Source organism: Actinophytocola xanthii, assembly GCF_001921205.1.
Taxonomy (GTDB): Bacteria; Actinomycetota; Actinomycetes; order Mycobacteriales; family Pseudonocardiaceae; genus Actinophytocola; species Actinophytocola xanthii.
The window spans coordinates 125,295-146,122 of sequence record NZ_MSIE01000007.1 but is presented as its reverse complement, the minus strand read 5'-3'; the positions used below and the strand labels follow the sequence as shown (position 1 = coordinate 146,122).

Here is a 20,828-nt window from a genome sequence, read left to right as displayed (position 1 = left end):
TGCTCCTCAGTCGACGTCGGAGAGCGGGTAGCGCAGGACGAGGGCGGCGCGGCGGGCGTTGTCGTAGACCACGGTCACCAGCCGGCTGGCGTCGAGCGCGACCGTGCCGGGGTAGCCGGAGTCGTTGGTGGTGCCGGGGTTGTACAGCGTGTGCCGCGGGGTGTCCGCCCAGGGAACCTGTCCGCGCCGGACCGCGATCACGGTCGGGCGGTTGGTGGCGCCACTGGACGCGTTCGGCTGGCTCCACAGGTAGGGCACGTAGGTTGTGCCGGGTACCGCGAGCAGTTCCGGGCCGTGCATGGGGACGCCGAGCGAGGACGGGTTGGACCAGGTGTTCATGTAGGTGTTGTCGTACGAGTCGCTCTGTACCGCGTTGCCCGACACCGACGGGCTCGTCGTGGCGACCCGGATCAGCGCGCGTACGTGTCCGGGCGCGACCTCGGTGATCGCCGGCTCCTGGTACCACAGCGAACCCGACGCGATCGTCTTCTGCCGGCCGGTGACCCGCCCGTCCCAGGTCACGCCGCCGTCCACACTCGCGACGACGACGGCGTGGTGCGGTCCGCCGGCGGACGGGGTGCCGTACAACGGGATCAGCAACTGCCCGTTGGTCATCTCGACGATCTTGGCCGAGGTCACGGGACTGGGCAGGGTGCTCGACCAGACCCGTGCGGGCGCGGAGAACGCGGTGTTGTCGGCGTCGCGCCGGCGGACCTCGGTGGCGAGGACCGAGCCGGTCGAGGTCGTGGTGAAGTACGAGAGCAGCAGCCGTCCGCCGCGCATGGCGGTCAGCGACGGGTCGCGGAAGTCGACCCCGGTCGAGTCGGCGACGACGAAGGGCGTGGCCTGCGTCCAGGTGGCACCGCCGTCGCGGCTGCGCATCATGCGGAGCTGGCTCGGCTTGCGGGTGTGCTCGCTGGACCACCGGTACACCATCAGCAGGTCGTCGGCGTCGCCCTTCGGATCCCTGACCAGGTCGGGGAAGTAGGCCTCGCAGTCGACGCCGAGGTCGGCGTCGCCGCACGGGCCGCCGGGCACCACGACCTGGGCGACCGGCGCGGCGGCGGCCGGCGGCGCGAGCGCGAGCAACAACCCGAGTACGACGGTCACCAGGACGCTGATCCTCATCGATCACACCTTCCGGCAGGTGAAAGGGCCGCGCGGAAGTGCATCTGAAACAGCGTTCCATGTCAATAGGTCTAGGATGCGCCCCAGCTCTCGGCGCTGACCGGTTCGAGGACGAGGACGGGGATCTGGCGCTCGATCTTTCGTTGGTACTCGGCGAATCCCGGGTAGGCCTCGACCGCGCGCCGCCACCAGAGCGCCTTCTCCTCCCCGAACACCTCGCGCGCCAGGTAGTCGCGGGTGAGCGTGCCGTCCTGGAGCTGGACCGCCGGGTGCGCGAGCAGGCCGGCGTACCACAGCGGGTTGGTCGGTGCGCCGCCCTTGGAGGCGACAGCCGCGTAGCGTCCCTCGTGCTCGACCCGCATCAGCGGGGTCTTCCACGTCCTGCCGGTCCTGGCGCCACGGTAGGTGAGCAGCACGGTGGGGCTGCCGTTCATCGTGACGCCATCGGTGGTGCCGGTGCGCACGATCCGCTCGAGGTGCTCCTCGATGAACGCCGGTCGCGCCGACGCCTGCCGGCGCCGAGCGTGCCTCGGGTCCACGTTGCCGGTCAGGGTGTTGAGGAGCGCGGGCAGCTTGTCCACCGTCTCCTCGGGCAGCCCGGCGACCGTCTCCTCGGCCAGCGCCCGCCACAGCTGCCTGACCTCGGCGGCGAGTGCCCGGCCGCTGTCGGTCAGCTCGACCACGCTGGCCCGTCGGTCGTCGGGCGCGGGGGAGCGGCGCAGGTGACCGGATGCCTCGAGCTTGCGGGTCATCAGGGTGACGCTCGGTGGCTCGCAGCCGAGCAGGTCGCTGAGCTGGGCCTGGATCATCGGCCCCGAGCGGCTGAGCTCGAGCAGCAGGACCTCCTGCCCGGTGTGCAGGCCGAGCGGGGCCAGCAGCGTTGCGGCCCTGGCCCGATGGCGCAGGCTCAGCAGTCGAATGGCCTGGTTGAGGCGGTAGGCCTGCTCGAGCTCCATGGACTCCTCCATTAGTTATGCGCATAACTGTTATGCGCATAACTACTGTAGCGGAAGTGACCCCCGAGCGGTCGACGGCACAGGCGAAGTCGACGATCTTGCCGCTGTAGCCTTGGCCGCCGGCGGAGGAGTCTGAATGAGCGCTGACAGCGACGATGCGCGTCCCGGTCTCGCGCCCGGGGTCCGCAGCCCCGTGGGCACCCTGTTCGCCGCGGTGTACGGCGGGTTCGCGTCGCATCCGTGGCAGGACCAGGACGCGTACTCCCTGTTCCACCAGCGCTCGCTCGCCATGCGCTGGCTCGACGACATCGGCTGGGTCGTGCGTCGGAGCGCGGCGGGGTACGAGGAGCGACCGACCGGGGCCGCCGGCCTGTGGGGCATGAACGACGCCGGGCGGGACCGTCCCGCTGCCGCCGGCGCCGCCCCGGTCGCCTGGTTCCAGGTCGGTGCCGAACCGGTGCCCGCCGAACGGCCGCTGCCGGTGCAGCCGTTCCTGCGCTGCGTCGAGGAGGTGGTGGCGCGCCTGGGGAAGCTGGAGCTGGACGCGGTGCAGGTGCTGGTCCCGGTGCAGGGTCTGGACGTCTCGTCGCGTCCTGAGCCGGCACTGGCGCCGTCGCTGCTGACCGCGGGCTGGTTCGGCGGCGACGGGAGAGCGCGGACTCCGGTACGGGTCACTCTGGACAGCGGTCGTTCCCCGGCCGTCCCGGCGGTGGCCGCGCGGTTGCGGGAGTGGGTGGGCCGGCTCGACCAGGAGGTGTTCGCGTGTGACTCGCACTCCGCCGACGACCATGCGTCGCTGGCCGCCTCGCCCCCGTTCGACGACCGCCTCTGGTACGGCCCGGCCGGGCACCGGGCGACCTTCCACGGCACGCTCGCCGAGTGGTCGCTGGACGCGCTCGGCTGGCTGGGTGCCTTCCTCGCCGACCTGAGCGCGCGGGAGGGGGTCACCACACCGCTGCTGCTCACGGTGGACCGGCCCTGACCACCGCGGCTCGCCGGTCCGGTTGTGGACCCGGATCCGTGGGCCTACGTTGAGGCGGATGCGACGGGGCCGCGACGACAGCGCACGCCTCGACCTCCGGGCGACGCCCGCCGCGGCGTTCTCGGCCCCGATGGGGACCTCACCGCTCGGGTTGGGGGAGGGTCGGGACGGGCTGCTGCACGTGCCCGGGTCCGCGGGCCCGGGCGAGCCGTTGCCGTTGGTGGTGGCCCTGCACGGCGCCGGCGGCACGGGTGCGCAGCTGGTGCACCTGCTCGTGGCGGCGGCCGAACGGCACGGGGTGCTCCTCCTGGCGCCGGACTCCCGCGGCCACACGTGGGACCTCATCGTCGACCGCGGCTTCGGTACGGACGTCGAGTTCCTCGATGACGCGCTGCGGCTGGCCCTGACCCGGTGCCCGGTCGACCTCGACCGCCTGGCGATCGGCGGCTTCTCCGACGGCGCGTCCTACGCGTTGTCGGTGGGGATCTCCAACGGTGACCTGTTCGGGCACGTGCTGGCGTACTCGCCGGGTTTCGCCGCTCCGGCCGCCTCGGTCGGGCGTCCCGCGCTGTTTGTCAGCCACGGCACGGACGACAGGGTGCTGCCGATCGACCGGTGCAGCCGCCGCCTGGTCCCGGCCCTGCGCCGGTCCGGATACGAGGTCGAGTACCGCGAGTTCGACGGAGGGCACACCGTCCCACCCGAGATCATCGACGAGTCGCTGACGTGGTTCCACACCGGCCCGGACGCGGCCACGTCCTGAGCCGCGCAACCCTTCCCGGGCTCGACACGTCCTCATGGTGTCCGAGTTGTACGGAGATTTCGGGGGAACACATGATGGTTCGAACTGTCGCACTGGTGGCGGCGCTGGTCGTCCTGGTCGGGCTCACTCCCGGCACGGCGGCGGCCCAGCGGGACCGCTCCTGCGCGGTGAGCTGGGGGTCGGGTGCGAAGTCCGCCTACCCGACGGCGACCGCCGACCTGGTCGGGATCCGAGCCGGGCGACACGAGTGCTTCGACCGGTTGGTCTTCGACTTCCGCGGTCCGGCCGACGGGCATTGGGTGTCCTATGTGGACTCGGTGTCGGCCGAGGGCAGCGGGGCCGTCGTTCCGGTGCGCGGCGGAGCCCGGCTGCAGGTGTCGGTCCACGCCCGCGCACACGACGACGACGACTACCGGCCGACCTACGTGTTCGACGACCCGGCCGAGCTGGTCGACGCGACCGGGTTCGCGACCTTCCGGCAGGTCGCCTGGGCCGGCACGCACCACGGCACGTCCTCGGTAGGACTGGGAGTCCGCGCGCGGCTGCCGTACCGGGTCCTCACCGTGCCGAACAGGATCGTCGTGGACGTCGCGCATCAGTGGTGACGCGAACCCGGTGATCGGCCTCGGCCCGTCGGGGGAGACGGGCTGAGGCACCTCGGCCTCCGGGTGCCACGTCGGTTCGGTACGTGGGTGGCGGCGACGCGACGCCCCGCGCGACACGATCGGCCCCACCGGCCGGGACGCCGGCGGGTCCGGCCGAGGGCTCAGGCCAGGCCGGCGGCGATGAGTTGGGTCCAGATCTCGTTCTGGTCGACCACCTGGACCTCGTGCTTCTCGGCCTTGGCCAGCTTGCTGGCGCCCACGTCGGTGCCGGTGATGAGGAGGTCGGTGTTGGCCGAGACCGAGGACGCGGTGGTGGCGCCCGCCTTCTCGCAGAGGCGTTGGAACGTGGGGCGCGGCACCTTCTCACCCGAGCGGGGGTCGTTGATGGTGCCGGTCACGACCACGGTCCTGCCCGCCAGGGGGGCGTCGGCGGCGACGACGGGCGGGAGGTCCTCCTCGCGCACGTCGAGGGACACGCCGTGCTCGCGGAGCCTGGCCAGCTCGGGGCGCAGGCGCGTGAGGTGCTCGGTCAGCGAGGCGGCGACCTTCGGGCCGATGTCCTCGACGGCGACCAGGCGGTCCTCGCCGGCGTCGGCGACCTCCTCGAGGCTGGTGAAGCCGGCGCGGCAGAGCCGGCTCGCCGTGCCCTCGGAGGCCATGGGGATCGCCAGCCCGATCAGGGCTCGGCGGAGACCGACCCGGCGGCTGGCCTGGATCGACTCGATCATCCGGGTGGCGGAGACCTCGCCGATGCGGTCGAACTCCAGTAACCGCTCGGCGGTGAGCGTGTAGAAGTCCGACGGGCGCTCGAGGATCCCGGCCTCGGCCAGCCGCTCGATCCACACAGGACCGACCGCCTCGATGTCCGCGGCGGCCCTTGAGGCCCAGTGGATGAGGCGGCGGACGGTCTGCGCCGGGCAGGAGACGTTGGTGCAGAACAGCTCCCGGCTGTTGCCCTGTTCGGTCAGCGGTTGCGCGCAGGACGGGCAGGTACTCGGCGGGACGATCTCCCGCTCGCTGCCGGTGCGTCGGGCCGGGTCGAGGACCCCGGCGACGAACGGGATCACGTCGCCGGCACGGCGCACCAGCACCGTGTCGCCGATGCGGATGCCGCGGGCCCGGATGACCTCCTGGTTGGCGAGGGTCGCGCGGGTGACCGTCGTGCCGCCCACGAAGACCGGCTCGAGCCGCGCCACGGGGGCGATCTTGCCGGTCTTGCCGACGTCCCAGCGCACGTCGGCGAGCACGGTCGTCTTCTCCTCGGCGGCGAACTTGAACGCCAGCGCCCCCCGGGGCGAGCTCGACCGGGTGCCGGCGGCGGCGAAGGCGTCGCGGTTGGCGAGCCGCAGGACGGCGCCGTCGAGGTCGTAGTCGAGGTCGTTGCGCCGCGCCTCGATCGTCGCGATGACGGTCTGGGCGGCGTCGGCGTCGGCGCAGTGTCGCATCTCGGCGGCGGTGAACCCCAGGGTGAGCAGCCCCTCGGCCAGGTCGGTCTCGGCGCCACCGGAGGAGGTGTCCAGGTCGAAGGCGAAGAACCGCAGGCGGCGTTCGGCGACCGTGGCCGGATCCTTGGCGCGCAGGGTGCCGGCGGCGGCACCGCGGGGGTTGATCAGCGGCCGGTCGGGGTGGGCTGTGTTGTAGGCGGCGAACGTGGAGCGCAGCATCACCGCCTCGCCGCGTACCTCGACCCGGCCCGGCGCCTCGACCCGTTCCGGCACCCCGTCGACCAGGGCCCGGACCAGGACCGTCACGTCGTCGCCGGTCGTCCCGTCGCCGCGGGTGACGGCGCGGGCCAACCGCCCGTCCTCGTAGACCAGCGCCAGCGACAGCCCGTCGAGCTTGGGCATCACCACCACCGGCTGGCCGGGGAAGCGGTCGAAGAAGGCCGCGACCTGCTCGGGGCGGGTGGCCTTCTCCAGCGACAGCATCGGCCGCGAGTGCCGGACCGGCGCGTGCAGCACCGCCGGCGCGCCGACCTGCTCCAGCGGGTTCGGCTCCGGCGCGAGCTCCGGGTGGGCCTCGACCAGCCCGCGCAGCTCGTCCTCGATCGCGTCGTACTCCGCGTCCGCCACCAGCGGCGAGCCCCGGTAGTACGCGTCGCGCAGCACCACGACCTGGTCGGCGAGTTCCTGGATCCGTTCCCGAGCGTCCACGACCGGAACGCTACCCGCGCGCACCGACGGTGCTGGGCGGCTACCGGGACCTGGCCACCTGGTCCAGTGCCGGCCAGAGCACCTCGGGTACCGGGGTGGCCAGCAGCGCGAGGTTCTCCCGCACCTGCGCCGGCGACCGCATGCCGGCCACCACCTGGCGCACCGCCTTGTGACGCAGCGGGAAGTGCAGCGCCGCCTGCGGCAGCCGCACCCGGTGGTCGTGGCAGAGGCGGGCCATCGTGCGCACCCGGTCCAGCACCCGGTCGGGCACCGGGCCGTGCAGGTACCGGCCGTCGCGGTTCGGCTCGTCGCGGGCCAGCAGACCCGAGTCGAACGGCGCGGCGACGACCACGTCCACCCCGGCCGCACCGCACTCGGTAAGCAGGTTCGCCGCGTTGCGGCGGGTGAGGCTCCAGGCGTTCGCGATCATCACCACGTCGACCACCCCCAGCTCGACGAGCCACCGCGCGGTCTCGGGCGCGGTGGTGGCCACGCCAACCGCTCCGACCACACCGGACGCCTTGAGCTGCTCCAGCGCGGGGAAGGCCTCGTTGACCGCGACGTCGAGGCGGTCGTCCGGCTCGTGCACGTACACCGTGTCCAGGCGGTTGAGCCCCAACCGGGACAGGCTGCCGTGCACGCTGGAGCGCACCGCTGCCGCGCCGTGCTGGGTCTGCGCGGCCGAACGGGTCCGGCCGACCTTGGTCGAGACGCTCATCTGGTCGCGGGGGAGCCCGCGCAGCGCGTCGCCGAGCAGTCGCTCGCCGGCGCCGTCGCCGTAGCTCGGCGACGTGTCGAAGTGCCGGATGCCGCCCTCCCACGCCGTGCGCAGCGCGGCCAGCGACTCCGTCCGCCCGGCGTCGCCCCGTGCCCCGATCGGGCCGCAGCCGAAGGTGAGCACGTCCGTTCGAGCCGCCGCGGCTCGCCCACGGGCGGAGTCATCCCTGCTCACGAGGCCAGGCTAACCCGAGCCGGGACAGCGAGCGCGGTGGCGTCACACCGTCCACTCCCGACCGCGACTGTGGGCAGTCGAGCCGGAGCGCGCCGTTGTAACGTCCCGCCCCGCTCCGACCAAGAGCTGTCGTGAGGTCACCGACGCGGACAGGGGTGGGACGGGTGAACGGATGAGGAGGACATCGGAAGGTGGCGACCTGAGGCGCATCGCGCGCGAGGCGGGGGCGTTCGAGGTGTTCTACCGGGAGCACGTGGAGGCGGTGCAGCGGTTCATCGCCCGCCGGGTGGGTGACCCCCACCTCGCGGCCGACCTGACGGCCGACGTGTTCGTGGCGGTGATCGACTCCGCCGAGGGCTACCGCCCGGAGCTGGGTGACCCCGCGCGCTGGCTGTTCGGGGTGGCCCGCAACGTGCTGGCCGCCGACCGGCGGCGCAGCGCACGCGGGCTCCGGGCGGCCGGGCGGCTGGCCGGCCGGGCGTTGCTCGACGAGGACGACCTCGCCGAGCTGGAGGCGCGGATCGACGCGGAGTCCCACGCCCGGCGGCTGTACGAGGCCATGGACCAGCTCCCGGAGGGGGAGCGGGCGGTACTGGAGCTGGTCGCGCTGGACGGGCTGCCGGTCAGCGACGCCGCGCGGGTGCTCGGGATCCGGGCGAGCAACGCGCGGGTCCGGCTGCACCGCGCGCGGCGGCAGTTGCGCCACCGGCTCACCCCCGCCACAACGGGAATCGCGACACCGACGGAGGTTCTGCCGTGAACACCGACCAGCGCGAACGGTTCGAGGACCGGCTGCTCGTCGCCCTGCGGGAGATCGTCGCGGAGCGTGCCGCGGCGGCACCGGCCGAAGTGGAGCAGCCGCGGGCCGTTCCGGTCCGACCGGTCCGCTGGAGGCCGCGGCTGGCACTCGCCGTCGGCGCGACGGCGCTGGGCGCCGCGGCCGCGGTGGTGCTGCCCTCTGTTCTCGGCGGCGACAGCGCCTACGCCGTCGCCCGGCAGGAGGACGGCACCATCCGAGTGGAGATCAGGCAGGTCAGCGACGCCCAGGGGCTCGAGCGGCGGCTGGCCGAGCTCGGCATCCCGGCCGAGGTGGACTATCTGCCGGACGGCCAGGTGTGCCGCCAGCCCCGCTACGCCGAGGCCGCGGCCGGCGCGATGGCCGGCGGCTCGGGCGGCGGTGGTCCCGGCGGTGATTCCGGCGGTGAAGGGGACCACCGCGCCGACTACTCGGGCGGCTCGGCCTCCTTCACGCTCCGGCCGGCGGACTTCGCCTCGGGCGAGACGCTGGTGATCGCCACGGCGGGGCGGCAGAGCCTGTCCGCGATCGAGGTGGCCGTCGTCGAGGGCCCGGTGCTGCCGTGCGTACCGGTCTCCGCCGAGGACCAGAGGCCGGTCCGACCGGGCGGGCCGACCCGGTGAGGCGCCGACGGACGCGTCTGGTCGCGACGGTCCTGTGCACGACGGTCACCGGCGGTGTGCTCGCCGGGACGGGTTCGGCCGCGGCGGCGACCAGTTACGAGCTCACGGTCGTGATGCTCGGCCGCGACGGCGCACCCGCGGCCGACAACGACCTGTTCGTCGCCGACTACGAGAACGGGACGACCACGACGGTGTCCGAGCCGAGCGGCACGGCGCGCGTCGAACTGCCCGGCGGGGACTACCTCCTGCAGAGCGCGGTGCACGCCGGGGAGCGGACCGACCGGCTGACCAGGCCGTGGCTGCGTCTCAACGGAGACACGACGGTCGTCCTCGACGCGCGTACCACCCGGCCGGTCGACGTGACCGTGGAGCGCCCGGACGCCCGCCTGGTCCAGGGCATGGTCGGTGCCTCGATGCTGACCGGGAAGGGCACCGTCCGCGTCCCGGTCGTCCTCTTCGACGACTTCGCGGACGTCGGCACCGGCCAGACCGGTCCGGACGCGCCCGCCGACCGGTTCGTCGGCTCGGCGCAGTTCACGCTGGCCGTACCCGATGCGGACGGTGCGGTCACCGACTCGCCCTACTCCTACTCCCTGGCCTGGTTCACCCCGGGCCGGGCGTACACCGGGACCCGGCGGGTCCGGGACGCCGAACTGGCCACGGTGCACACGGTCAACCGGCCGCAGGAGGACGAGCGGTCGGGCGGGAAGTTCGCCGTCGCGACCTACACCCGGCTGCCGAACGTGTCCACGCTCGCGCCGTCGCTGCCCGTCCGGCTGCCCGGTGTCCGCACCGAGCTGTTCACCACCCGGGACACGTCCTGGCAGCTCGAGCTGTCGCCGCAGACGACGCCCTCGCCGGACCCGCCGCGCTGGTGGCAGACCGTGCTCGCGCGGGCGTACCGGGCCGGCCACCGGTACCGCGAGGTGTGGAACGGCGGCGGGGTGTTCGGCCCGGCGCTGCCCGGCCCGGAGTCCCTGGTGGAGTGGGCCGTGGCCTACCCCGGCGCCCTGGGCGTCCGGGTGCCGCTGTACAGCGCGGGTGCCGACGTCTGGGGCTCCTCGGCGGTGGATCGCGCGCACACGGTCGGCTACCGCGACGGGCAGCCGGTCTGCGAGTCCGACCGGCCGGCCGAGTGCTTCGTCGAGGGAACGCCGCCGGCCGGTGACTACCGGCTCCGCACCGAGGCGATCCGTGGCCACACCGACCTGTCCACCCGGATCAGCGCGGAGTGGGCGTTCCGCCACGCCGGTCCCGTCCCGGGCCGCACGACCCCGTTGCCGCTTCAGGTCGTCCGGTTCGACGCGGGGCTGGACGAGGCCAACACCGCACCCGGCGGCCGCCTCCACCCGGTGACGGTGACCGTCCAGCGCAACCCCGGCTCGGTGCGGGCCGGGGTGCGGTCGCTGACCGTGGACGCCTCCTTCGACGACGGCGCCAGCTGGCAGCGGGCCCCGGTCACGCTGTCCGGCGACAGCGGCCTCGTGGTGCTGCGCCACCCGCCGACGGGGCACGTCTCGCTCCGGGCCAGGGCGGTGGACACCGCCGGGAACAGCGTCGACCAGACGATCGTGCGCGCCTACCGCCTGCGCTGACCCGACACCAGCCGGCTCAGCCAAGGGACCGCAGGGCGGCGGCGGCCTGCGCGATGTGGGTGGCTAGGGTCGGCGGCCGCTCGGTCGAGACCCACGCGGCGACGGCGACCTGGAAGACGGTGACCGCGCTGTGGGCGGCGAGGTCGGCCGTGGGCTCGCCGACCCCGCGCCGGCGCAACGCCTCCGCCGTCTTCTCGGTCATGGCCGCGAGCTTGAGCAGCTCCCGCTCCCGCAGGCTCGGGTTGGCCGCGACGATCCGGGCGCGGCGTGCGGCGTGGTCGTGGCGGTCCTCCAGCAGGCCGCCGCCGGCGACCACCCCGGCCAGGGCGGCGTCGAGCGGCGAGAGGTCCGCCGGCGCCGCCAGGATCGCGTCGTAGGTCGTCCGCACCATGGTCTCCGAGCCGTCGAAGAGGACCTCGCGCTTGTCCGCGAAGTGCCGGAAGAACGTGCGTTCGGTCACTCCGGCGCGCTCGGCGATGTCACCGGCGGTGGTCTGCTCGAAGCCCCGCTCGGCGAAGAGCTCCACCGCGGCGCGCAGCATCCGCCCTCGTGCGTCCGGCTCCCAGCGACCCATGCCGGAAGTGTAGTGATGACAGTGACTGACATGCTCGTGCTAGCGTTGATGTCAGTAACTGACATTGACCTCAGAATCATCATCGAAGGAAGCCACATGCGTCTCTTCGTCACCGGTGCCTCCGGCTGGATCGGCTCGGCCGTCACCGACGAGTTCCTCGCGAACGGCCACGAGGTCGTCGGCCTCGCCCGCTCCGACGCCTCGGCCGCCGCGCTCGAGGCCAAGGGCGCCACCCCGCACCGGGGCAGCCTCGAGGACCTCGACAGCCTCGCCGCCGGGGCGGCGGACGCCGACGGCGTCGTCCACCTCGCCTTCAACCACGACTTCGCCAACTACGCGGCCGCCGGCCGCACCGAGCACGCCGCCGTCCGCCGGATGCTCGACACGCTCGAGGGCAGCGGGCGTCCGTTCCTGATCGCCTCCGGGTTGGCGTCGGCGGTCGTCGGGCGGCCCGTGACCGAGGACGACCCGTCGCCGTTCCACGGGGCGGACGCACTGCGTGGCGGCAGCGAGAACCTCGCCCTGGAGTACGCCGACCGCGGGGTCCGCCCGGTGGTTCTGCGCTTCGCGCCCACGGTGCACGGGACCGGCGACAGCGGCTTCGTCGCCGCGCTGGCCGCGATCGCCGGGCAGCGGGGCGTGGTCGGCTACATCGGCGACGGCTCGACCCGGTGGGCGGCCGTGCACCGCTCCGACGCCGCGCGGCTGGTCCGGCTCGCGCTGACCGAGGCCCCGGCGGGCGCGCGACTGCACGCGGTGGCCGAGACCGGGATCCCGTCCCGGGAGATCGCGGGCGCGCTCGGTGAGCGGCTGGGTCTGCCGACCGCGTCGGTGTCGCAGGAGGACGCGCCAGAGCACTTCGGTTGGATCGCGCGCTTCTTCGGCATGGACATCGTCGCGTCCAGTACCCGCACCCGCGAGCTGCTCGACTGGGCGCCCACCGGCCCGACGCTCCTCGAGGACATCAAGGCCGGCGCCTACGCGCTGCCGGAGTGACCGCCCTCCGTCGGCTCTCGTCGGATGTGTCCCCGTCGCTTTCCTGAGGCGGCGTCGGACCGTCCACCTGGGTTGTCGCACGAGGACAAACGTGAATGATCTTCACGTTTGTCCTCGTTTGTTTGTCCTGTAGGGCAATCAAACACTATGGACACGTTCGGTAGGGTTCGGCGCATCCACTCTAGGAGGTTGCGTTGCCGCCCGGTACCGCGATGGTCGAACTTGCCGATGTCGTCGTATCTTTTCCCACCAATGACGGTGGGGACTACACCGCCGTGTCCGACATCCACCTCCAGGTGGAGGCCGGCACCTTCCTGTCTGTCGCCGGGCCCACTGGCTGCGGCAAGTCCACCCTGCTCAACGCGGTCGCCGGCCTGGTCGCGCCGACCGGTGGCCAGGTCCTGATCGACGGTCAGCCGCTGCGCGGGCTCAACGACCGCGTCGGGTACCTGTTCCAGCAGGAAGCGCTGCTGCCGTGGAAGAACGTGCTGGACAACGTCGCCTTCGGGCTACAGCTGCGCGGGGTCGGCAAGGCCGAGCGCGAGGAGCGGGCGCGCGAGTGGATCTGGCGCGTCGGGCTGTCCGGTTTCGAGCGGGCCTACCCACACCAGCTCTCCGGCGGTATGCGCAAGCGCGCCGCCGTGGCGCAGACCTGGCTCGTCGACCCCGACATCCTGCTGATGGACGAGCCGTTCAGCGCGCTGGACGTGCAGACCCGGCAGATCATGGAGAACGAGCTGCTCGACCTGTGGACGGGGTCGGGCAAGACCGTGATCTTCGTAACCCACGACCTGGACGAGGCGGTCTCGCTGTCGGACGAGGTCGTGCTGCTGTCGGCGGGTCCGGCGAGCCACATCGTGGGGCGGTACCCCATCGACCTGCCCCGTCCGCGCAATCTCATGGACCTGCGCACGCGTCCCGAGTTCACCGAGATCTACGCGCGCATCTGGGCCGACCTGAGGGAAGAGGTGATGAAGGGCTATGAGCGCACCACCGCGAACACTGCCGACCGACGGAGATGAGCGGACCACGGCCCGCGCTCGACGCAGGAGCGCGGCCCGTCGGAGGAGCCTGGTCGTCCGCATCGCTCAGGTGGCCATCGCCGTAGTCGGGATCGGCACGTGGGAGATCCTGGTCCGCGCCGACGTCATGGACGCGTTCTTCTTCCCCCGTCCCTCCGACATCGCCGAGCAGATCGGCGACTGGGTGTCCGACGGCGACATCTTCGACCACCTGCTGATCACGCTTACCGAGGCGCTGCTCGCGTTGGTCATCGGTTCGGTCCTCGGCCTGGTAGTCGGGTTCGTGCTCGCCAGGTGGCAGCTCCTGGCCGAGATCTTCGATCCGTACATCAAGATGCTCAACTCGCTGCCCAGGGTCGTGCTGGCGCCGATCTTCCTGCTGTGGTTCGGGCTCGGTATCTGGTCCAAGGTGGTCTTCGGGGTCACCCTCGTGTTCTTCATCGTCTTCTTCAACACTTACCAGGGTGTGCGCGAGGTGTCAGCGGTTCTGGTGAACAACGCGCGCATCCTCGGCGCCAAGGAAGGGCAGATGCTCCGGCACGTCTTCCTGCCGAGCGCCCTGACCTGGATCTTCTCCAGCCTGCACGTCAGCGTGGGGTTCGCGATCGTCGGCGCGGTCGTCGGCGAGTATCTCGGCGCCTCCGAGGGGATGGGGTATCTCATCTCGGAGGCTGAGGGGGTTTTCGACACGACAGGTGTGTTCGCCGGCATGGTCGTGCTGGCCGCTGTCGTGCTCGTCATTGATCTGGTCGTCCACCGCGTCGAACGCTTCTTACTGCGGTGGAAGCCGGATGGGGCAATCTAACAACGGAGGAAGAACTACATGTACAGACCGGTCCGCACGAGCCGCAAGCTGCTCGCGCTCGCCGCCACCGTCGCGCTGGCACTTCCGCTCGCGGCCTGCGCCGAGGGTGCGGAGGACTCGTCGAGTGGTGACAGCGGGGCGAAGGCCGAGGTCACCATCGGCGTCGGCGGCAAGGCGCTGATGGTCTACCTGCCGACGACCCTGGCCGACGAGCTCGGCTACTTCGACGAGGAAGGAGTCGACGTCACGTTCAACGACCTGCAGGGTGGGTCCAAGGCTCTCCAGGCGCTGCAGGGCGGCAGCGTCGACGTGGTGAACGGGTTCTACGAGCACACCATCCAGATGCAGGCGAAGAACCGCGACCTGAAGGCGTTCGTGGCGATGCTGCGGTACCCGTCGATGGTACTCGCGGTCTCCCCGCAGGCGAAGGGCATTGCCTCGGTCAAGGACCTCAAGGGCAAGAAGGTCGGGGTCACCGCGCCGGGGTCCTCCACCGACTTCTTCCTCAAGTACCTGCTCAAGGGCAACGGCCTCGAGCCGGACGCGGCGTCGGTGCACGGCATCGGCGGCGACGCCAGCGCCCTGGCCGCGGTCGAGAACGGACAGGTCGACGCGGCGGTCCTGCTCGAGCCGTCCTACTCGCTGCTGGACAAGCGTGCCGGCGCCGGCAAGGTCAAGGTCCTCGCGGACACCAGGACCGAGGAGGGCGTCAAGGAGGTGTTCGACGTCACCAGCTACCCGTCGGCGGTGCTGTACTCGAACGCCGACTGGGTCGAGGAGAACTCCGAGACGGCCGGCAAGATGGCCAAGGCGATCATTCGCGCGCTGGACTGGATCGAGCAGCACTCCGCCCAGGAGATCGCGGACAAGATGCCCAAGGAGTACGGGGGCGACGACCCCGAGACCTACGTGGCCGCCCTCGAGGGTGCGAAGGACGCGTACTCTCAGGACGGTCTCATCGAGACGGAGGGCGCCGAGGCCGTCGCCGAGGTCCTGAAGCTGTCCAACCCGGAGGTCGCCGAGGCAGAGCTCGACGTCTCGAAGACCTTCACCAACGAGTTCGCCGAAGCGTCGTCGTGACCTGACGTTTCACGTTTCACCCCGCATTGGCGCGCCGTCGCGTCAACGGCGCGCCAATGCGGTCTTTTCGGAAGTTCCGTGCGAACCTGACCAGGCCGAAAACTACCAACCCACGAGGTCCGGCGATCATGAAATCGATGTCTCTGGCGCGGCGTAAGTTAGCTCTCGTCGTCATCACAGCCCTGCTGCCCGCGCTCACCGCCTGCGGCATGTTCGGGGACTCCACAGCGGACAAAGACCCAGCACAAGCACCAGAGAAGACCTCCCTTCGCGTCGGCGGACTGAAGCTGACCGACTCGATCCCGATCCTGCTCGCCAGGGACAACGGCTACTTCGAGGACGAGGGCCTCAAGGTCGACATGAAGTTCGGCGAGAAGGGCTCGGTCAACCTCGCCAACGTCATGGAGAACAAGATCGACATTGGCATGTCCAGCTACCCCCCGCCGATCAACGAGCAGCTGGACGGCGCTCGGCTGAAGGTCGTCGCCGAGGCGGTGCTGACCACGCCTGGTCTGATCCAGATCGTCGTGCCCGGGGACAGCCCGCTGCGGTCGGTCAACGACCTTGCGGGCAAGAAGGTCGCCAACTCCTCCAAGCGCGGTATCACCGAGCTCACGCTCGGTGTGCAGCTGCAGATGCGGGGCATCGACCCGGCGTCCGTGCAGTTCGTGTCGATGGAGATCGCGAAGATGCCCGACGCGCTGGCCAAGGGCGAGGTCGACGCCGCCGGTATCGCCGAGCCGTACATCCAGAGCGCCATGCTGAAGGGCGCGATCCCGCTGTTCGACCCGTTCAGCGGTCCGACGGCGGACTTCCCGTGGTCGGGTTACGTGGCGACGGAGAAGTTCACCCAGGAGAACCCGAAGACCATCGCCGCGTTCCAGCGTGCGCTGAGCCGGGCCGTGAACGACGTCCGTCGGGACCGGACCAAGGCCGAGAAGATCGCCGTCCAGTACCTGGGCGTCGACGAGTCCATCGCCAGCCTGATGACGCTGCCCGTGTACCCGACCAACGTGGACAAGGTCCGACTCCAGCGGGTCGCAGACATGCTGCAGCAGGCGGGTGAGATCGACCGCCCGATCGACATGAGTGACCTGGTGATCTCCGGGGGCGACACGGCGTCCTGACCCCCGCCGCGGCAGCACGGTCGGTGCCGGATCCGACCGCGTTGCCGCGGCAGGCGGCAGGCTAGCTGTCGGGAAGACGCCGCCGGTCCACCTTGCCGTTGCCGGTGAGCGGGAACGCGCCCTTGTGGACGAACCGCGTCGGCACCATGTAGGTGGGGAGCCTGCGGGCCAGGGAGGCCCGCAGCTCGCGCGCCTCGGTCGGCTCGCCGAGGTAGAACGCCACCAGCTCGAGGCTGCCGACGCGACCGGGGACCGCGAGCACCATCGCGTCGGTGACGGCCGGGTGGCGGCGCAGGGCGCCTTCGATCTCGGCCAGCTCGACGCGGTAGCCGCGGATCTTGACCTGGGCGTCGAGCCGGCCCAGGTGGACGAGCACGCCATCCGGTCCGCGCCGCACCAGATCGCCGGTCCGGTACCAGTCCTGTGCGGACGGTGACCGGCCGGCAACAGGCGTGAACCGGCCGTCCGCTCCGGCGAGGAAGCGACCGGCGTCGTCGCGCCCGTCGAGGTACCCGGCGAACCGCTGCGGGCCCCGGACGCACAGCTCACCCTCGTCGGCCTCCCGCCCGTCGGCGACGACGACGGAGTCCAGATGGTCGTAGACGCGTCCGATCGGGACTGTCCGGTTCGAGGTCTCCGGCCAGGACTCGACGTCCTCGTCCAGCCGGTAGGCGCTCACGAACACCGTCAGCTCGGTGGGTCCGTAGGCGTTCTCCACCCGCCCGTGGGGTGTCGCGCGCTGCCACGCCAGCGCCTGCTCGAGGGTCAGCTGCTCGCCGAGGAACAGGCTCAGCCGCAGCGACGGCATGCAGCCCGGCTCGAGCTCCCGCAGGCCGACGGCGGCGGACACCACGGACGGCACCGAGGCCCAGTGAGTGATCGACAGCTCGTTCACCCAGCGGGCCGGGTGCACCAGGTCCATCGGGCCGGGCGCCACCAACGTCGCGCCCGAACCCCAGGCGACGAACATGTCGTAGACCGACACGTCGAACGCGAGGTCGAACACCTGGGTCATCCGGTCGCCAGGCCCGGTGCCGTACCGCGCGATGTTGTGCTCGACGAAGGCCAGCGCGGCGGCGTGGGTCACCGGCACGCCCTTGGGACGTCCGGTACTGCCCGAGGTGAACAGGATGTACGCGGTCGGCTCCGTCGGGACCGGGTCCACCGACGGCAGGTCGTCCACTCCGCCCAGGGCTGCGACCTCCAGGACCGTCGGATCCTCCGCCGCGGTGAGCTCGGCCACCGCGCCGCCGACCCTGTCGGTGAGCACCAGGGACAGCCCCGCCGCCGTCGCGATCGCCCGGATCCGGTCGGCCGGCGCAGCCCCGCTGATCGGCACGACCGTCGCTCCGAGCCGCAGGACAGCAAGGTAGGCGACATAGGTTCGCGCGCACTTGGCCCCGACCAGGCCGATCCTGGCCGGTACGGTCCCAACCGCCGAGGCGACGAACCGGGCCGCCCGCTCCACCTCCTCGACCAGCGCGCGGTAGGTGAGCGGGAGCTCGCCCGGCGTCTCGAGCGCGACAGCCTCGGGGTGACGGCGGGCCGTCGACACCACCAGGTGGTCCAGCCGCCTGGCCGACTGCCATTCAGGTGCGTGCACGCGCGAGGACCTCCGGGTTGACCAGGTACGGCGGGCGCTCGCCGCGCGCCATCCGCTCGACGTTCTCCACCGCGGCCGGGACCAGCGACCGGTACATCTCCACGGTGTGCCCGACGACGTGGTCGGTCAGCAGGGCGGTGGGACAGTCCCGCAGAGGGCTCGCCCGGGGGAGCGGCTCGACCTCGAACGTGTCGATCGCCGCCCCGGCGATCCGGCCGTCCCGCAACGCTTCCGCCAGCGCGACCTCGTCGACGATTCCGCCCCGCGAGGTGTTGATCAGCACGGCGCCGGGTCGCATCCGCCGCAGGCGCTCCCGGCCGAGCAGCCCCCGAGTCGCCCCGGTGAGCGGCAGGTGGACGCTCAGCACGTCCACCCCGGACACACAGGCGTCCAGGTCGAGGAAGCGCACCTGGGGCCACTCGGCCGGCCGCGGTGTCCTGGTGTGGCACAGGATCGCACCGACACCCCAGCCGGTGAGCCGGACGCACACCTCCCTGGCGATCCGGCCGAACCCGAGGAGCCCCACCGTGGCCCCGGCCAGCCGGCGGCTGTCCAGCTCGGCCGGTCGAGGACGCGCGCGGCGCTCGGCCAGGGCCGCCAGGCGGTCGGCCAGCCGCAGGCGCAGGGCCAGCGCCAGCATGATCGTCGCCTCGGCCATGCTGCCGTGGTTGTCCGGGGTCGCCCCGTTGGCCACCATCACCCCGCGCCGGGTCGCGTCGGCGACGTCGATCGAGTTGACCCCGCTCGAGGCGAACGCCACCCCTCGCAGCTCGGGATGCCGGTCCAGGAAGCCCGGCCCGACCGGGGTGCGGGAGGTCACCAGGACAGCGTCCAGCTCCCCGTCCAGCTCCCCGTCCCCCGCCAGCAGCGGCTCGGCCGCGCGGACCACCTCGTGGCCCCGCGCGGCCAGCTCCCCGGCAACCTCGTCCAGCAGCTCGTCGAGCACCCGGTCGGTGCCGACGAGAACGCGGGGCGGTCGAGTGCTCACCCGGTCCGGAACCCGCTCAGGTACGGCAGCCGCGCCGCGACCCCGGCCACGTCGCCGGCAGTCCTGCGCAGCTCGGTGAGCGTGTCCCAGGTGCCGTTCACGAACGCGTCGCGCAGCGAGGGGGAGATCTCCGCCGGGAGCTCCCGCTCGCCGATGCGGAACACGCCGCGCTCCAGGTCGACCTCGGCCGGCGCGGTCGGGTCGGCCGCACCGATCGCCCTGGCCGCCTCCGCGTCGGCCCCGGACAGCGTCAGGCAGGGCAGCCCGATCGTGCCGCAGTTGCCGCGGAAGATCTCGCCGAAGCTTTCGCCGACCACCGCCCGGACGCCCCACCGGTACAGCGCCTGCGCGGCGTGCTCGCGGGAGGAGCCGCAGCCGAAGTTCCTGGCGGTCAGCAGGACCGTGGCGGCCGAGCGCGCCGGGTCGTCGAAGGGGTGGGTGACCCCGCGCGCGAGGTCCTGCTTGCGGTCGTCCTCGAACACGTGCTGGCCGAGCGCGTCGAAGGTCAGGTGCTTGAGGAACCGCGCGGGGATGATCCGGTCGGTGTCGATGTCGTTGCCCTCGAGGACGACGGTCGTCCCCGAGACCGACCGGATGCGCTGGTCGAGTGTGCTGGTCACGGGTGCTCCTTTCAGGACACGAGGGTGGCGTCGGCGGTGCCGAACACGGTGGAGGGGTCGCAGACCGAGCCGTTGACCGCGGCGGCGGCCACCGCGAGCGGGGACATGATCATCGTGCGCCCGGTCGGCGAACCCCTGCCGTCCCTTGAAGTTGCGGTTGGACGAGGAGGCGGACAGCTCCCTGCCCACCAGCTTGTCCGGGTTCATCGCCAGGCACATCGAGCAGCCGGCGAGGCGGAACTCGAAACCCGCCTCCTCCAGCACCTTGTCCACCCCCCGGCGCACCAGCTCCTCGCGCACGGCGTTCGAACCGGGGACGGCCAGCGCCCGCACGCCCGGCGAGACGCGCGCCCCGCTCCGCGTGAGCGCGTCGGCGACCTCGAGGAAGTCGGACAGGCGGCCGTTGGTGCAGGAGCCGATGAACGCCACGTTGATCGGGTAGTCGCGCAGCGAGGTGCCCGACCGCATCCCCATGTACTCGTAGGCCTCGGCGTAGGAGGCGGCGACCTCGGGCGGGACGTCGTCGAGCTCGGGCAGCCGGCCGTCGATCGGCACCGAGTGGCCGGGGTTGATGCCCCAGGTCACCATCGGCCGGATGTCGGCTCCCCGCATCACCACCACGTCGTCGTAGACCGCGTCCGGGTCCGAGGCGATCGAGCGCCACCACGCGACGGCGCGGTCCCAGGCCTCGCCGCTCGGCGCCGCCGGCCGGCCGCGCAGGTACTCGAACGTCGTCTCGTCCGGGTTCACGTAACCGCAGCGCGCGCCGCCCTCGACCGCCATGTTGCAGATGGTCATGCGCTCGTCCATGGACATGGCCTCGACGACCTCGCCGGCGAACTCGTAGGCGTAGCCCACCCCGCCGACCACCCCCAACTCATGGATCACGTGCAGGATGACGTCCTTGGCGGTCACCCCGGGCCGCAGCGCCCCGTCGATCTGGATTCGCCGGACCCGCAGCCGGTTCATGGTCACGGTCTGGGTCGCCAGCACGTCGCGGACCTGCGAGGTGCCGATACCGAGCGCGACGGCGCCGAAAGCGCCGTGGGTCGAGGTGTGGGAGTCGCCGCAGGCGATCGTCATGCCCGGCTGGGTGAGGCCCTGCTCCGGCCCGATCACGTGGACGATGCCGTACTCGCCGCTCTCCGGCGACAGGAAGCGGAGCCCGAAGTCCCGGGTGTTGTCCTCCAGCCGGCTCAGCATGTCCTCGCCGAGCTGGTCGAGGAACGGGCGCGCGATCGTGTCGGTCGGGATGACGTGGTCGGCCGTCGCCACGTTCCGCTCCGGCATCGCCACCCCCAACCCGCGTTCGCGCAGCATGGCGAACGCCTGCGGACTGGTGGCCTCGTGGACCAGGTGCAGCCCGACGAACAGCTGGCACCGTCCGTCGCCGTAGTCGCGCACCGTGTGCAGGTCGAAGACCTTGTGGTAGAGGGTCGCGCCCATCGACTTCCTTTCTC

19 protein-coding genes are annotated in these 20,828 nt (G+C 72.0%); 11 read left to right on the top strand and 8 right to left on the bottom strand.

Annotated features, from left to right (window positions below):
- Positions 1-6: 6 nt before the first annotated feature.
- Together BU204_RS06125 and BU204_RS42145 are read right to left on the bottom strand one after the other, a co-directional pair.
- Positions 7-1,128: a sialidase family protein gene (locus BU204_RS06125; protein ID WP_075124551.1), complete on the bottom strand. Its 1,122-nt coding sequence runs from the start codon at positions 1,126-1,128 to the stop codon at positions 7-9.
- Positions 1,129-1,199: 71 nt separating this feature from the next.
- On the bottom strand, positions 1,200-2,084 hold the full coding sequence (locus BU204_RS42145; protein ID WP_075124550.1) for a nitroreductase/quinone reductase family protein: 885 nt from the start codon (positions 2,082-2,084) through the stop codon (positions 1,200-1,202).
- A 136-nt stretch (positions 2,085-2,220) separates the two neighbouring features.
- On the opposite strand from BU204_RS42145, the gene BU204_RS06115 reads away from it, so the two are divergent.
- The 3 genes from BU204_RS06115 (at position 2,221) to BU204_RS06105 (ending at position 4,434) form a co-directional block, all read left to right on the top strand.
- Positions 2,221-3,066, top strand: coding sequence for a hypothetical protein (locus tag BU204_RS06115; protein ID WP_075124549.1), 846 nt, complete (start codon positions 2,221-2,223; stop codon positions 3,064-3,066).
- 58 nt (positions 3,067-3,124) lie between these two features.
- A complete protein-coding gene (locus BU204_RS06110) occupies positions 3,125-3,829 on the top strand; it encodes an alpha/beta hydrolase (RefSeq protein WP_075124548.1) in 705 nt (234 codons plus the stop codon).
- Between the two features lie 71 nt (positions 3,830-3,900).
- Entirely contained in the window at positions 3,901-4,434 is a 534-nt protein-coding gene (locus BU204_RS06105; RefSeq protein ID WP_233159419.1) for an AMIN-like domain-containing (lipo)protein, read from the top strand.
- Between the two features lie 161 nt (positions 4,435-4,595).
- On the opposite strand, the gene ligA is transcribed toward BU204_RS06105, so the two are convergent.
- The gene (gene ligA, locus BU204_RS06100; protein ID WP_075124547.1) at positions 4,596-6,587 is read right to left on the bottom strand and encodes an NAD-dependent DNA ligase LigA; all 1,992 of its coding nucleotides are present in this window, start codon (positions 6,585-6,587) and stop codon (positions 4,596-4,598) included.
- A gap of 40 nt (positions 6,588-6,627) precedes the next feature.
- Positions 6,628-7,539: an aldo/keto reductase gene (locus BU204_RS06095; RefSeq protein ID WP_075124546.1), complete on the bottom strand. Its 912-nt coding sequence runs from the start codon at positions 7,537-7,539 to the stop codon at positions 6,628-6,630.
- Between the two features lie 172 nt (positions 7,540-7,711).
- Here BU204_RS06095 and BU204_RS06090 point away from each other — a divergent pair, with 172 nt between their 5' ends.
- The 3 genes from BU204_RS06090 to BU204_RS06080 are packed head-to-tail and all read left to right on the top strand — an operon-like array spanning position 7,712 to position 10,553.
- Positions 7,712-8,299, top strand: coding sequence for an RNA polymerase sigma factor (locus tag BU204_RS06090; protein ID WP_075124545.1), 588 nt, complete (start codon positions 7,712-7,714; stop codon positions 8,297-8,299).
- Positions 8,296-8,958, top strand: coding sequence for a hypothetical protein (locus BU204_RS06085; protein ID WP_075124544.1), 663 nt, complete (start codon positions 8,296-8,298; stop codon positions 8,956-8,958). The genes BU204_RS06090 and BU204_RS06085 overlap by 4 nt, the downstream gene beginning before the upstream one ends.
- A complete protein-coding gene (locus tag BU204_RS06080) occupies positions 8,955-10,553 on the top strand; it encodes a hypothetical protein (RefSeq protein WP_075124543.1) in 1,599 nt (532 codons plus the stop codon). Before BU204_RS06085 ends, BU204_RS06080 begins: the two co-directional genes overlap by 4 nt.
- A gap of 16 nt (positions 10,554-10,569) precedes the next feature.
- On the opposite strand, the gene BU204_RS06075 is transcribed toward BU204_RS06080, so the two are convergent.
- Positions 10,570-11,127: a TetR/AcrR family transcriptional regulator gene (locus tag BU204_RS06075; RefSeq protein WP_075124542.1), complete on the bottom strand. Its 558-nt coding sequence runs from the start codon at positions 11,125-11,127 to the stop codon at positions 10,570-10,572.
- Between the two features lie 96 nt (positions 11,128-11,223).
- On the opposite strand from BU204_RS06075, the gene BU204_RS06070 reads away from it, so the two are divergent.
- The 5 genes from BU204_RS06070 (at position 11,224) to BU204_RS06050 (ending at position 16,157) form a co-directional block, all read left to right on the top strand.
- Positions 11,224-12,123 carry an SDR family oxidoreductase gene (locus BU204_RS06070; protein ID WP_075124541.1) on the top strand — a complete coding sequence of 300 codons (900 nt, stop codon included), beginning with the start codon at positions 11,224-11,226 and terminating at the stop codon, positions 12,121-12,123.
- A 194-nt stretch (positions 12,124-12,317) separates the two neighbouring features.
- Entirely contained in the window at positions 12,318-13,145 is an 828-nt protein-coding gene (locus tag BU204_RS06065) for an ABC transporter ATP-binding protein (RefSeq protein WP_233159417.1), read from the top strand.
- A gap of 70 nt (positions 13,146-13,215) precedes the next feature.
- Positions 13,216-13,950 (top strand): ABC transporter permease, encoded by a 735-nt coding sequence (locus tag BU204_RS06060; protein ID WP_198942782.1) that lies wholly within the window; start codon positions 13,216-13,218, stop codon positions 13,948-13,950.
- 18 nt (positions 13,951-13,968) lie between these two features.
- Positions 13,969-15,030 carry an ABC transporter substrate-binding protein gene (locus BU204_RS06055; RefSeq protein WP_083661036.1) on the top strand — a complete coding sequence of 354 codons (1,062 nt, stop codon included), beginning with the start codon at positions 13,969-13,971 and terminating at the stop codon, positions 15,028-15,030.
- Between the two features lie 137 nt (positions 15,031-15,167).
- Positions 15,168-16,157: an ABC transporter substrate-binding protein gene (locus BU204_RS06050; protein WP_075124539.1), complete on the top strand. Its 990-nt coding sequence runs from the start codon at positions 15,168-15,170 to the stop codon at positions 16,155-16,157.
- A gap of 61 nt (positions 16,158-16,218) precedes the next feature.
- Here the strand turns inward: BU204_RS06050 and BU204_RS06045 are convergent, their stop codons facing one another.
- Genes BU204_RS06045 through BU204_RS06030 form a run of 3 tightly spaced genes read right to left on the bottom strand, consistent with a single transcriptional unit; the run spans position 16,219 to position 20,814 of the window.
- The gene (locus BU204_RS06045; protein WP_233159407.1) at positions 16,219-17,760 is read right to left on the bottom strand and encodes an amino acid adenylation domain-containing protein; all 1,542 of its coding nucleotides are present in this window, start codon (positions 17,758-17,760) and stop codon (positions 16,219-16,221) included.
- Complete coding sequence (locus tag BU204_RS06040; protein WP_075124538.1) at positions 17,747-18,748, bottom strand: NAD(P)-dependent oxidoreductase; 1,002 nt, start codon at positions 18,746-18,748, stop codon at positions 17,747-17,749. Before BU204_RS06040 ends, BU204_RS06045 begins: the two co-directional genes overlap by 14 nt.
- Complete coding sequence (locus BU204_RS06030) at positions 18,745-20,814, bottom strand: 3-isopropylmalate dehydratase large subunit (protein WP_332888570.1); 2,070 nt, start codon at positions 20,812-20,814, stop codon at positions 18,745-18,747. Before BU204_RS06030 ends, BU204_RS06040 begins: the two co-directional genes overlap by 4 nt.
- Positions 20,815-20,828 lie beyond the last annotated feature (14 nt).

Coding starts and splice junctions, on each gene's coding strand:
- BU204_RS06070 (WP_075124541.1), top strand. CDS start 11,224: ATGCGTCTCTTCGTCACCGGTGCCTCCGGCTGGATCGGCTCGGCCGTC.
- BU204_RS06125 (WP_075124551.1), bottom strand. CDS start 1,128: ATGAGGATCAGCGTCCTGGTGACCGTCGTACTCGGGTTGTTGCTCGCG.
- BU204_RS06090 (WP_075124545.1), top strand. CDS start 7,712: ATGAGGAGGACATCGGAAGGTGGCGACCTGAGGCGCATCGCGCGCGAG.
- BU204_RS06105 (WP_233159419.1), top strand. CDS start 3,901: ATGATGGTTCGAACTGTCGCACTGGTGGCGGCGCTGGTCGTCCTGGTC.
- BU204_RS42145 (WP_075124550.1), bottom strand. CDS start 2,084: ATGGAGCTCGAGCAGGCCTACCGCCTCAACCAGGCCATTCGACTGCTG.
- BU204_RS06115 (WP_075124549.1), top strand. CDS start 2,221: ATGAGCGCTGACAGCGACGATGCGCGTCCCGGTCTCGCGCCCGGGGTC.
- BU204_RS06110 (WP_075124548.1), top strand. CDS start 3,125: ATGCGACGGGGCCGCGACGACAGCGCACGCCTCGACCTCCGGGCGACG.
- BU204_RS06055 (WP_083661036.1), top strand. CDS start 13,969: ATGTACAGACCGGTCCGCACGAGCCGCAAGCTGCTCGCGCTCGCCGCC.
- BU204_RS06050 (WP_075124539.1), top strand. CDS start 15,168: ATGTCTCTGGCGCGGCGTAAGTTAGCTCTCGTCGTCATCACAGCCCTG.
- BU204_RS06075 (WP_075124542.1), bottom strand. CDS start 11,127: ATGGGTCGCTGGGAGCCGGACGCACGAGGGCGGATGCTGCGCGCCGCG.
- BU204_RS06030 (WP_332888570.1), bottom strand. CDS start 20,814: ATGGGCGCGACCCTCTACCACAAGGTCTTCGACCTGCACACGGTGCGC.